At 41.7% G+C, this 12,484-nt stretch carries 14 protein-coding genes; 11 read left to right on the top strand and 3 right to left on the bottom strand.

Going from position 1 to position 12,484, the window contains the following annotated elements; all coding sequences use genetic code 11:
- Positions 1–48: 48 nt before the first annotated feature.
- Positions 49–585, bottom strand: coding sequence for a dCTP deaminase (gene dcd, locus ACFFGT_RS16720; protein WP_377023665.1), 537 nt, complete (start codon positions 583–585; stop codon positions 49–51).
- Positions 586–796: 211 nt separating this feature from the next.
- Between dcd and ACFFGT_RS16725 the strand changes: the two genes are divergently transcribed.
- The 3 genes from ACFFGT_RS16725 to ACFFGT_RS16735 are packed head-to-tail and all read left to right on the top strand — an operon-like array spanning position 797 to position 2,912.
- A complete protein-coding gene (locus ACFFGT_RS16725) occupies positions 797–1,438 on the top strand; it encodes a 4'-phosphopantetheinyl transferase family protein (RefSeq protein ID WP_377023666.1) in 642 nt (213 codons plus the stop codon).
- Positions 1,438–2,193: a lipoyl(octanoyl) transferase LipB gene (gene lipB / locus ACFFGT_RS16730; RefSeq protein WP_377023667.1), complete on the top strand. Its 756-nt coding sequence runs from the start codon at positions 1,438–1,440 to the stop codon at positions 2,191–2,193. Before ACFFGT_RS16725 ends, lipB begins: the two co-directional genes overlap by 1 nt.
- Positions 2,193–2,912 carry an SGNH/GDSL hydrolase family protein gene (locus ACFFGT_RS16735; protein WP_377023668.1) on the top strand — a complete coding sequence of 240 codons (720 nt, stop codon included), beginning with the start codon at positions 2,193–2,195 and terminating at the stop codon, positions 2,910–2,912. The genes lipB and ACFFGT_RS16735 overlap by 1 nt, the downstream gene beginning before the upstream one ends.
- A 138-nt stretch (positions 2,913–3,050) precedes the next feature.
- On the opposite strand, the gene ACFFGT_RS16740 is transcribed toward ACFFGT_RS16735, so the two are convergent.
- Entirely contained in the window at positions 3,051–4,478 is a 1,428-nt protein-coding gene (locus ACFFGT_RS16740; RefSeq protein WP_377023669.1) for an L-serine ammonia-lyase, read from the bottom strand.
- 132 nt (positions 4,479–4,610) lie between these two features.
- On the opposite strand from ACFFGT_RS16740, the gene ACFFGT_RS16745 reads away from it, so the two are divergent.
- A complete protein-coding gene (locus ACFFGT_RS16745) occupies positions 4,611–5,081 on the top strand; it encodes a DUF5684 domain-containing protein (RefSeq protein WP_377023670.1) in 471 nt (156 codons plus the stop codon).
- A gap of 26 nt (positions 5,082–5,107) precedes the next feature.
- On the top strand, positions 5,108–5,446 hold the full coding sequence (locus ACFFGT_RS16750) for a DUF2752 domain-containing protein (protein ID WP_377023671.1): 339 nt from the start codon (positions 5,108–5,110) through the stop codon (positions 5,444–5,446).
- Here ACFFGT_RS16750 and ACFFGT_RS16755 read toward each other — a convergent pair.
- Positions 5,428–6,165 carry an RDD family protein gene (locus ACFFGT_RS16755; protein WP_377023672.1) on the bottom strand — a complete coding sequence of 246 codons (738 nt, stop codon included), beginning with the start codon at positions 6,163–6,165 and terminating at the stop codon, positions 5,428–5,430. The genes ACFFGT_RS16750 and ACFFGT_RS16755 overlap by 19 nt on opposite strands.
- 95 nt (positions 6,166–6,260) lie before the next feature.
- On the opposite strand from ACFFGT_RS16755, the gene ACFFGT_RS16760 reads away from it, so the two are divergent.
- From ACFFGT_RS16760 to ACFFGT_RS16785, 6 genes are read left to right on the top strand one after another with little or no spacing between them, the layout of a single operon-like run.
- Positions 6,261–7,205: a stage II sporulation protein M gene (locus ACFFGT_RS16760; RefSeq protein WP_377023673.1), complete on the top strand. Its 945-nt coding sequence runs from the start codon at positions 6,261–6,263 to the stop codon at positions 7,203–7,205.
- Positions 7,206–8,108: a hypothetical protein gene (locus tag ACFFGT_RS16765; RefSeq protein ID WP_377023674.1), complete on the top strand. Its 903-nt coding sequence runs from the start codon at positions 7,206–7,208 to the stop codon at positions 8,106–8,108.
- The gene (locus ACFFGT_RS16770; protein ID WP_377023675.1) at positions 8,083–8,895 is read left to right on the top strand and encodes a DUF4129 domain-containing protein; all 813 of its coding nucleotides are present in this window, start codon (positions 8,083–8,085) and stop codon (positions 8,893–8,895) included. Before ACFFGT_RS16765 ends, ACFFGT_RS16770 begins: the two co-directional genes overlap by 26 nt.
- Complete coding sequence (locus tag ACFFGT_RS16775) at positions 8,892–10,064, top strand: DUF4350 domain-containing protein (protein ID WP_377023676.1); 1,173 nt, start codon at positions 8,892–8,894, stop codon at positions 10,062–10,064. Before ACFFGT_RS16770 ends, ACFFGT_RS16775 begins: the two co-directional genes overlap by 4 nt.
- A gap of 4 nt (positions 10,065–10,068) precedes the next feature.
- Positions 10,069–11,046 (top strand): AAA family ATPase, encoded by a 978-nt coding sequence (locus tag ACFFGT_RS16780; protein WP_377023677.1) that lies wholly within the window; start codon positions 10,069–10,071, stop codon positions 11,044–11,046.
- Between the two features lie 9 nt (positions 11,047–11,055).
- Positions 11,056–12,402 carry a DUF58 domain-containing protein gene (locus tag ACFFGT_RS16785; RefSeq protein ID WP_377023678.1) on the top strand — a complete coding sequence of 449 codons (1,347 nt, stop codon included), beginning with the start codon at positions 11,056–11,058 and terminating at the stop codon, positions 12,400–12,402.
- Positions 12,403–12,484 lie beyond the last annotated feature (82 nt).

Below are 12,484 nucleotides of genomic sequence, written 5' to 3' on the forward strand. Positions count from 1 at the left end.
TCAATTTTTCTCTTTCTACACTTAAGACTTAGAACTATTAACTCAATACTACCACTTATTCTTCCACATCATACTTTCAACCGGGCGTGTGGTAGGGTTGTTGTATTTAGCGTTTGCTTTAGTGTTATACAGTGTTTCGATCTCTCCTTCAACTACAAAATAAATAAGCTGGCCAATAGGCATGCCCGGATAAATCCGTACCGGTTGAGCGCATGAAATTTCAAGCGTCCAGGTATTGCAGAAACCAACATCACCTTTGCCAGCAGTTGCGTGAATGTCAATACCTAAACGCCCGGTACTTGACTTACCTTCCAAAAAAGGCACATGGCGATGGGTTTCAGTATATTCAACAGTTACGCCCAGGTAAAGGGTATTAGGCTGAAGCACAAAGCCATCCTTCGGTATCTCAAAGCCGTCAATCTCATTGTGAACTTTGGCATCAAGCACCCTGTTGCGGTAAGTGGCCAAGTATTTGCCTAAATGCACATCGTAAGAGTTGGTACCCAGGTATTCGCGGTTAAATGGTTCAATAATTATATGGCCTTGTTCAATTTCTTCGAGGATGCGCTTATCAGATAGTATCATACGGGCAGGTTGTTGCTGGCGCTAAATTATGAAAATTAGCCCAATTGCTGCCTGCTTTTATGAACAATACTGGTCGCCGATATACGTTCAGATAGCGCAGAAACAACTGCTAAACCCGATATACGTCAGCCAATTATGAATATGTGACTACACTTATATAATTTAATTTTTTTTGACATATGTTTGCAACCTATTTTGCAATTTTACTTTTATGGCGATAGCATACAGGCAGCGTATTGATGATGATACCGAGTTTGCACTCTGGCGTATCGAGGAGGAGGCTGCAGACCTGTACAGCCAGTTACAATTGGATCAGCAGGAAAAGGATTTTGTGGAGAGCCTGAGCAAGGGCAAGCGCCACCTGCACTGGCTGGGTACCCGCGTGCTGCTGCGCAAAATGCTCCGTACCGACGAATATATTGACTGCAAGGTTGATGAACATGGCAAGCCTTACCTGGTGAACCTGCCATACCACATCTCATTAAGCCATTCGTTTGATTATGCTGCTGTAATGATTAGCAAAACGCATAAGGTTGGGATAGATATTGAGCAGATAAAACAAAAAGTTGAACGCATTGCCAACAAATTTATGCGCGATGAGGAACTGGCCTTTATCGGCGGACCGCAAAAAATTGAGCAATTATATGTTTGCTGGTGTGCCAAAGAGGCTATTTATAAATGCAACGGGCAAAAAGAGGTATCATTTGCCGACAACATTTTTTTGGAGCCTTTTCAGTTTGAGCACCATGGTGTGGTGAATGCACAACTGAATAAAAAAAATAACACCATTGATTATACTGTAGGTTACCTGCGGTATGAAGATTATATGATAGGTTACGTAAAGGGGGAATAATGAAAAACAAGAAAGTATTTTTCCAGGATTGGGGCCTGGTAGATTACCAGCAGGCCTGGGATAAACAGGAAGCCCTTTTCAGCGAAACGGTTAAAACCAAAATTGAAAACCGGAACCGCGAAACGGCTTACGAAGCAGCTGCCAAAAATACCGGGACCGCCGTAGCTTATGATACCATTGAAGCCGACGAAACTTTTAACTACCTGGTGTTTTGTGAACATCCGCACGTATATACACTGGGTAAAAGCGGCAAGCCCGAACATTTATTATTAGATGAGGAAGGCCTGAAAGAAAAACACGCGGTTTATTATCCCATAAACCGGGGCGGGGACATTACCTACCATGGCCCCGGCCAGATTGTGTCATACCCCATTCTTGACCTTGATAATTTCTTTACCGATATCCACCTGTACCTGCGTACACTGGAAGAAGCGATAATTCTTACTCTTGCAGATTTTGGGCTGAAAGCAGGCCGCTATGAAGGTTATACCGGTGTTTGGTTTGATGCCGATAACGAAAAGGCCCGTAAAATATGCGCCATGGGTGTGCGCTGCAGCCGTTGGGTAACTATGCATGGCCTGGCCCTTAATGTAAATACCGATTTAAGCTATTTTAAAAATATAGTGCCCTGTGGTATTGACGATAAGGCTGTTACTTCCATGCAACTGGAGCTTGGACAACAGGTTGATATTAATGAAGTTAAAAAAATCCTGAAACATCATATTTCCGTACTTTTTGGTATGGAGATATTATAATGAAAGGAATAATTTTAAGTTTACTTACAGCAGTTACATTATCGGCCTGTGCCGGCAAAAATGCACCGGCGCCGGTTAGCTATAATCCCCCGCCAAAACCAGTTACAGTGATACAGGATACCTTAACATACCTTGCCCTCGGCGATTCATATACCATTGGGCAGTCCGTTCCTCCGGAGCAGGCATTTCCCAATCAACTGGCTAACCAGTTAAATGGCTTTAAGGTAAATGCCCCAACCATTATTGCCCGCACCGGCTGGACAACTGACCAGCTTATCGCAGCTATTAACGATAGTAATATAAAGGGTAATACCTATGATGTGGTAACCCTGCTGATAGGTGTTAATGATCAATACGGCGGGTTGAGCCAGGATAATTACCGCGCTAAGTTTGAGCAGGTTTTAAATACGGCTATCAAATTTGCAGGAGGGATCAGGGAACATGTATTTGTATTGTCCATCCCCGACTATGGTGTTACCCCCTTTGCTCATGGTAATGATGCTGTAATAGGGCCTGAAATAGATCAGTTCAATGATATTAACCGTAAAATAAGCAGCAATGCTAAAGTTAATTATGTAGAAATTACCAACATCTCCAAATTGGCGGCAAATGATCTTACCTTACTGGCGAGTGATGGTTTGCATCCTTCAGGTAAAATGTATGGGATGTGGGTTGATAAACTGAAAGTGGATGTAGGCGCTGTTTTTGCCAAAAAATAAAGCATTTTTAAAAACGCGTCATTGCGAGGCACGAAGCAATCGCGAACTATAAGGGTGGACCTGCTAATCGGGGATTGCTTCGTGCCTCGCAATGACGTAATAAGAGGTGTTCGCTTGTAAAAACTTAATTACTCAAACCTAACATTCCGGCAAACTGATCGGAATATTGATCGCAAGCCCACCATCGCTTGTTTCCTTGTATTTCGAGTTCATATCAAGCGCAGTTTGCCACATGGTTTTTACCACGGCATCAAGGCTTACTTTGGCTTTTTCCGGGTTGCTTTGCAGTGCCAGCTGTGATGCTGTTATTGCTTTAATAGCCCCCATGGTGTTGCGTTCGATGCAGGGCACCTGTACCAGGCCACCGATAGGATCGCAGGTGAGGCCGAGGTGGTGCTCCATGGCTATTTCGGCCGCCATGAGTACCTGGCGCTGGGTACCTCCCATACATTCAGTTAAAGCCGCAGCGGCCATGGCCGATGATACGCCAATTTCAGCCTGGCATCCTCCCATAGCTGCCGATATAGTAGCACCTTTTTTAAAGATGCTTCCAATCTCGCTTGCGGTAAATAAAAAGTTAATGATCTTTTGCTCTGTGTTTCCATCACAAAAAGCAATGTAATATTGCAATACGGCCGGGATTACCCCTGCTGCGCCGTTTGTTGGCGCGGTAACCACACGGCCAAATGAAGCGTTCTCTTCATTAACTGCTAATGCAAAGCAACTCACCCAATCCAAAGTATTTTTGAAGCTATCGCCGGTATTTCTGATGGCAGCAACCCACTCATCATAATTGCTGTATTTGTTGTTGCCAATGAGTTTGGCGTTTAATTTGGCAGCGCGCCTTGCCACGTTTAACCCGCCGGGTAATTGACCGGTGGTATGGCAGCCACGGTAAATACATTCTTTTAATGCCCTAAAGATGTTTAATGCACCTGTACGGGTTTCCTGTTCGCTGCGCCAGGCCAGCTCATTTTCGGCTACAACTTCTGAAATCCGGAGCCCGGTTTTGATACACCAGTGCAACAGATCGGAAGCAGTATCAATAGGGAAAGGAAGATCAACCTCGGCCTTAGCCTGGCCGGAAGCGCCTTCCTTAACTACAAAACCGCCACCTATCGAATAGTAGGTTTCAGATATGGCCTTGCCATTATTTAAAAAAGCCTGGAAAGTAACAGCGTTTGGATGATATGGCAGGCTTTCATTGAACAGGAACAGCAGATCATCTTCGGCATAAAAACTTACGGGCAAAATGCTGCCAAGTATCAGTTGATGCGAAGATTTGATATGTGCAATTTTAGGTGTTACCTGGTCAACTTCAAAAGTGACCGGGTCATCGCCGCTCAGGCCAAGCAGTATGGCTATATCGGTACCATGCCCCACACCTGTTTTGGCTAATGAACCATATAATAATATCTTAACCTGCTGCACCAGCGGCAAGGCCCCCTGCTGCTCAAGCGACTGTACAAACTGCTGCGCGGCACGCCACGGACCAAGCGTATGCGAACTTGACGGGCCTATGCCTATCTTAAACATGTCAAAAACCGAAATCTGTTCTCTTTGCATCAGGAGCAAAATTAATGATAAATTACAATTGTATGCTTTGTAATAAATCCGTTGTGGCGTTATATTTTTAATTAAATAATTAATATTTTGCATCAACTTACATAAACAAAACCTCAACTTAAACACTTAACTATGGAAAATTACGATCCGCAATCGGCGGGAGCAGCAGCAGCAGTTATTGCGTTATTCGGCTTTTTAATGGTTCCATTTATCATCGCTTACGTTGTTCAGATAGTAGGCATGTGGAAGATATTTGAAAAGGCAGGCAAACCGGGATGGGCTTCTATAATTCCTATCTATAATGCCATTGTATTACTTGAAATTATTGGAAAACCAATGTGGTGGCTGATATTATTTTTGATCCCTTGCACAGTACCGATTTTTGGTATTTGGGCATTAAACCTTCTTAGTAAAAGCTTTGGCCAAAGTGAAGGTTTTACCGTTGGTCTGTTTTTTCTTCCATTTATCTTTTTTCCAATTTTAGGCTTTGGCAACTACCAGTATATAGGTCCTGCCGGTGCCGGTTTTGCCGGATTCAAACCTTTTGATCCTTCTGCAGATTATAAAGATCCTTTTAATCCAAATCCACCACAAAATCATTAATGTGGTTATCTTATATTTCTTTACAAATGTTTTGCAGCCGGCTGGGTTTTACCCACTGGCTGCAAAATCATTTACTGCCCTGCCCGTTTAAATACCTTACCGGTATTGATTGTCCGGGCTGCGGTTTTCAACGTGCAGTAATAGCCCTCATGCAGGGCAATGTTCAAAAAAGTTTCCTGTTATATCCACCTGCAATTCCGTTGTTGTTGTTGTTTGCTTACGGGATAGCTGATGCTTTTTTTAAGCTGGATACACCTCGATGCACCATCAAAAAAACATTATTTATGGTAGTAGGCGGTATTATCCTTGTAAGTTACGGAGGTAAAATGTATGATCTTTATATCCACTATAAACTCTCGGCCTGAGCAGCAACAATGTGGCTGTAATCCTTGACGATGGTTTGCAAAAAAAGCATATCATTCATCCCCGCCAGAGGGGTAACACCGATATGGCTTTTTATCTTTTCGGCCATATTATAAACTATTACAGGGTTTCGTGTTTTTATATAGGTGTTTATCACTTCGCTTACCAGCTCAATGTCCTGATCAGTTAATTGTGCTGTTTCACGAAAAATCGGTTGATACGCATCCGCTTCAGGAATAAATACAATATTGTTCATTTTAGTGCGGGGTACTGTTCTGATCAGTGTAGTGCCTGCAACCATATCCCCAACCCGTTGGTTATTATCAGATACTATTACGCAAATTGTACCGCATATTCCTGATGTTAATGTAAAATCAATTATCCTAAACAGCCAACGCAACAGGTATTGCCCTACAGATGGCCGGCTGCCGTTAAGGCTGATCACTTTTATCTTCATTATTTTTTTGCCTACGCTTTGCCCGTTCATGGCTATTTCACATACCAGGTCATAAAAAACGAATAGCGCAGCATATAATACTACCAATGCGATAGCAAAAAAGTTGGATAAGTTGCCAACCGCGGGGATTATAAAAATGGCCGCAAGCAAGATCACTATAAATAACCCTATATCAATCAGGTGGGCAACAATTCTTTCACCTACGCCAGCAACCTCATAGTCAATGTCAATGTTCTGGGTGGTGGTTATCCTGATGGTATCCATACAATCGAAAAATTTATATGCTATAATATGCTTTTTTTAGTTGATATATTATCTTTTGTGATTATTTTAACAAAATATTTAATGACTGCCAATTCATGCGCGAGCCTCTTTTTGTTAAGCAAAATACTGCAAAATGGCGTGATTTTGAACAATCACCCACCGATGATCCGGATGAGCAGGCAGATCGTTTTATTCAGATAACCGACGATCTGGCCTACGCCAAAACATTTTATCCAAAATCAAAAACAACAGCTTACCTTAACGGCCTTGCCGCCGGCCTTCACCAGGCTATTTACAAAAACAAAAGTGAAAAAAGCAACCGCTTCCTTACCTTTTGGAAATACGAGCTACCGTTATTGTTTAAAAAACACCAAAAACAGCTCCTTTACTCGTTTTTGTTTTTTATTGTTTTTTGTTTGATAGGAGTAGTTTCTGCAAAATATGATGAATCTTTTGTGAGGCTTATCATGGGCGATCAGTATATTGATATGACTAATGCCAACATAGCCAAGGGTGATCCTTTTGGGGTTTATAAAAGCGGGAATGAATTGGAGATGTTTTTTGGGATAGCTACTAATAACATTTATGTCTCGCTGGTTACTTTTGTAAGCGGCATCATATTTTCAGTTGGTACGGTGTTCTTTTTATTCCGTAATGGTATTATGCTGGGTTCGTTCCAATATTACTTTTTTAGCAAAGGGCTTGGCGCACAATCAATACTTGTTATATGGATTCATGGTACGCTCGAGATCTCGTCGATAATTATTGCAGGTGCGGCCGGTCTTATTTTGGGCAACAGCTTCCTGTTTCCAAAAACCTTTAAACGTTTTGAGTCGTTAAAAAGTGGGGCTAAAGATGCCATGAAAATTGCCATAGGCATTATTCCAATTTTAATTGTTGCCGCTTTTTTTGAAGGCTTTGTTACACGACATACCGAGATGCCTTTGTGGCTTAGTATAAGCATCCTATCAATAAGCCTGGCGTTTATTGTCTGGTATGTGATCATATATCCTAATAAAATTTATAAAACCAAACCTTAAATGAAACCTCAAATTGAGCTTGCCAAATCGCGCGATTTTAGCGAAACCATCAGTGATACGTTTACTTTTGTTAAACAAAATATAAAACCTTTATTTAAAGCCTTTTTTACTTTCAGTGGTTTTTTTATACTGGCAGGCACCATCAGCGCGGTGTTTTTTCAAATTAAAGTTACCAATATAGCAAACGGTAGCATGCCCGGACCAATTGCTTCAAGACTTGAATACGGCCCGTCTATTTTTGAAACTTTTGGTGTAGAGTATTTTTTAACCATTATATTTTACCTGTTAACCATTACCGTTTTAAAGGTAACCACATTCAGTTACGTTGCTTTGTACAAAGAAAAAGGCAACCAGGCGCCATCAACAGAAGAGCTTTGGGGGTATATCAAGTATTATTTCTGGCGAATACTCGGAGCGTCGTTTGTGTCAAATTTACTTTTGGGTTTTGGTTTTCTGTTTTGTTTAATTCCCGGTATTTATCTGGCTCCAATATTTGCATTGATATTTCCTATTATCGTATTTGAAAATGCAAGTTTTGGTTATGCCTTTAACCGCTGCTTCACACTGATTAAGGAAAACTGGTGGCTTACTTTTGGTATATTGGTTGTAACCTGGATCATTATTTATGTGTGCATAATGGCAATCACGCTTCCCGCAACTATGATTAATGTGATAGGCCTCATATTACACCCGCAAAAAGGAGCTGGTTTGTCGGTAACGGCATCAGTGATAACAGTTATTCTACAGCATTTAAGCATGGTATTTTTAACAATCCCCATCATTACAATATGCTTATGCTACTTTAACTTAACCGAAACCAAAGAGGGTACCAATCTTTTGGAAAGGATCAATAAACTGGGCGAAATAAAGCCAGATCATGATTTACCTGCAGAAGAGTATTAATATGTTTCGCCTGCTTTGCATCATAATTTTGGCGTTGCTGGTCAATACCGGCTACGCCGTGCAGCATACCGGCAAACCAATAAAGCCTGTAGTTAAAGTTGTAAAAAGGCCTGCACCTGTTGCTCCCCTTGTTTTACAAAAAGATACAGCAACGGTTATAGTGAGGCATTTGGACTCGGCCGCGCTGGAGGCTTATAGAAAGCTACCCGAGTTTCAGTATAACGATTACGTTAAAACCAGCCCCTCATTATGGGCACGTTTTTGGCATTGGCTAAAAAGCCTGTTCAAACCAATGAAAATTAACAGTAATGCGGGCAGGTTTTGGGTTGTTTTTGGCTATATTATACAATACCTTTTTATAGGTGCAGGGCTGGCTGCTATAGTTTTCCTGGTGTTGAAGCTGGCCGGTATCAATATGCTTAATGTTTTCAGGCGTAATCCTGTATCGGCAGGGCTTGAGTACTCCGAATCGTTAGAGAACATTCATGAAATTAATTTTGATGATGAAATTGAAAGGGCCATCGCCCAGCATAATTACCGTTTTGCCGTGAGGTTGCTTTATTTACGCAGCCTGAAACACTTAAGCGATGCCAACCTTATTAAATGGCAGCTCGATAAAACTAATAATGCCTATGTTGATGAATTAAGCAATCCCGATCAGCACCGTTTTTTTAAAGCGCTTACCTTGCAGTTTGAGTATATTTGGTATGGCGAATTTGCTATAAATGCACAGGCTTTCAGCAAAATAAATGCTCTGTTTACCGATTTTAAAAAGAGCATATCATGAAAGATTTCAAAATATACATCACCATAGCATGCCTGTTGTTAGGGATATATTTTGTTACGCAGTATAATAAGCCCGATGATATAAATTGGCAGTCAACCTTGTATTATAAGGATAAGATTCCATTCGGTACTTATATTACTTATAATCAGCTCAGATGGCTCAATCCACGTGCACATATTGTTAACACCAATAAATCAATATACAACGCGTTTCATGGCGATAGCCTGCAGGGCGGTACGTACATTATACTGGCAAAAAACATAACGCTGAACAAATTTGATTTTGAGGCTATGCTCAAATACATAAAGGCAGGCAATACGGTTTTCATGTCGGCCTTTGATTGGCGGGGATACATTGCCGATACGCTAAAGATCAGTTCAAGGGCTGAGTATACATCAAAAAATACTACGCTCAACTTTACCAACAATAAGCTTAAACGCCCTGTCGATTATTCGTTTAACCGGGATATAGCTAATCAATATTTCGATTCGTATGATACCGCGCGGGCTGTAGTCCTCGGGATGAACCACTACGAGCACAGTACGTTTTTGAGTTATAAATTTGGCAAAGGCAAACTGCTGATTTGCGCAACGCCTGCTGTATTTACCAATTATAGTTTATTAACCCTGCAAGGTGCCGATTATGCCGAAAAAGCACTATCATACCTGCCTGCGGCAAAATACGTTTATTGGGATCAGTTTCAAAACGGCGATATCCCGGAAGACGGATCGCCGATGCGGGTTTTCTTTAGTAACCCATCTTTACAATGGGCCTATTACCTGTGCGTTTTCAGTCTGCTGCTTTTTGTTATATACGAAGTAAAACGCAGACAAAGAATAATACCTGTTATTGAACCACTGAAAAACACCTCGGTTGAGTTTGTAAATGTAGTAGGCCAGGTGTATTATGAAAAACGAAACAACGCCAATATCGCCCATAAAAAAACAATTTATCTGCTGGGATATATCCGCGAAAGATATAAAATAAATACAAGTAAGCTCGATAAAGAGTTTATAGCAATGTTATCGCAAAAAGCGGGCGTTGAGTTATCAATTATACAAGAGCTTGTGGTCACGCTTCTTTTTGTGAGTACACATGGCCATATTACCGATCATGAGCTCATCAAATTAAACCACCTTATTGAACAATTTTATATCAAATCCAGGTAAAAACATGGAAAACGAATTTTTTGAACAAAGAACAGATCTTAGTAAACTGCATAGTGCTGTTGAGCAAATAAAGGCTACGCTGTCAAAAATAATAATTGGCCAACGCGAATCCATCGATCTGCTAATAGCCGGGGTGCTTGCAGATGGCCATATCCTTATTGAAGGAGTACCTGGTGTTGCCAAAACCCTTACCGCCAAGCTTATTGCTAAAGCTATTGATGCCCGCTATTCCCGCATCCAGTTCACGCCCGATCTGATGCCCTCTGATATATTGGGAACTTCCGTATTTAATCCTAAAACAACGGAGTTTGAATTTAAGAAGGGGCCGATATTTGGCAATATTATCCTTATTGATGAAATAAACCGTGCTCCAGCAAAAACGCAGTCGGCATTATTTGAGGTAATGGAAGAACGCCAGCTTACCATTGATGGCCATAGCTATAAAATGGAAGAGCCATTTACTGTTCTTGCTACTCAAAATCCTGTTGAGCAGGAAGGTACTTACCGTTTACCCGAAGCCCAGCTGGATAGGTTTTTATTTAAAGTAGAGATCAAATATCCAACACTTGAGGAGGAGATAGCCATTGTAACCCAGCAGCACCAGCAAAAGACTACCGATCAGCTAAATCAGATCAGTGCGGTATTGTCAGCTGCAGATATTATAGCGATCAGGCAGCAGGTACGGGCTTTACACGTTGAACCCAAGCTGCTTGAGTTTGCTGCCAAAATAATTCATGAAAGCCGCATCAGTAAGTCGGTACAGCTTGGCGGATCGCCACGGGCCTCACTTGCTATTATAAACGCCGCGAAGGCGCTGGCAGCAATTAAAGGTCGTGACTTTGTAACCCCCGAAGACATCATATATGTAGCAGCGCCTGTTTTAAGGCACCGTATCATGCTTACGCCTGATAAAGAGATGGAAGGTGTAAGCCCTGATGAAGTAATTGCTCAAATAATACAGAAAATTGAAGTACCCCGCTAATACCCTGCTGTGAAAAAGCTAATCGGATTATTTTATAAAAACCTTTTTTTAAATAACAGGCTCTTTGCATGCCTTGCGGGCAGCGTAGTGCTGTTTATATTCGGTTTCTTTTTTCCATGGCTTGGCATCATTCCCGGGCTGGTGTTTTGGACAATTATGCTGTTGGTGATAATTGACCTGCTCATGCTTTATAGAACAGCAAACGGTGTGTTTGCAAAACGGGTAGCTCCTGAAAGGCTGAGCAACGGGGATGAAAACGAATTAGGCATTTATATTGAAAGCTTTTACCCTTTTAATATAAATGTTGGCATAATTGACGAGATCCCTGAGCAGTTTCAGAAGCGCGATGTTTGGTTTAAAACCATTTTGAAACCCCGGGAGCACAAACAAATCCTATACCTGTTAAGGCCTACCCGCCGCGGCGAATATGAGTTTGGCTTTATCAGGGTGTTTGTGAAATCGCCGCTGGGGTTAATTTCGCGCAGGTACAATTTTGAGCAGACCGAAATACTACCGGTTTATCCTTCATTTTTACAAATGCGCAAGTATGAGCTGATGGCCATTTCAAATCGCTTAACCGATATCGGCATAAAAAAGATCAGGCGGATTGGTCATAGCCTTGAATTTGAACAGGTAAAAAACTATGTAGCCGGCGATGATTATCGCACCATTAACTGGAAGGCTACTGCCCGGCGCGGCGACCTGATGGTGAACTCATACATTGATGAAAAATCGCAGCATGTATATTGCGTAATTGATAAGTCGCGCTCAATGAAAATGCCTTTTGAAGGTTTGAGCCTGCTTGACTACGCTATAAATGCCAGCCTTGTTTTATCAAACGTAGCCCTGCTAAAAGAAGATAAAGCCGGGTTGATCACAGTATCTGAAAAAGTTGGCGCTGTTATACCTGCCGATAGTAAATACATCCAGCTCAATAAAATCCTGGAGGTTTTATACAAGGAGAAAACCAGGTATCTTGAAACCAATATGGAGGCCCTTTACACTACCATACGCAGGGTAATAAAGCAAAGGAGCCTGGTGGTCTTTTTCACCAATTACGAAAGCCTGCCTGCATTACAGCGACAGTTGCCATTTTTGAAGCGGATAGCTAAATTTCATTTACTGTTAGTGGTTTTCTTTGAAAATACAGAACTAAAGACACTCAGCGAACAACCCGCCAAAGATGTTGAAGGCATCTACATAAAAACCATCGCCGAAAAGTTTGCTTACGATAAAAAGCTGATGGTAAAAGAGCTGGCCAGCCACGGGATCCAGTCGATATTGACAGCTCCGCAAAACCTTACCATTAATACGGTGAACCGTTACCTGGAAATAAAGGCGAAGCAGAAGTTATAACCGCAAATGTAACACGCTGCGTCATTGCGAGGCACGAAGCAATCCCCAATAAGCAGAGCCGCTATACAAATCTACTCTGTAA

The organism is Mucilaginibacter angelicae, from assembly GCF_042434235.1.
Lineage (GTDB): Bacteria > Bacteroidota > Bacteroidia > Sphingobacteriales > Sphingobacteriaceae > Mucilaginibacter > Mucilaginibacter angelicae.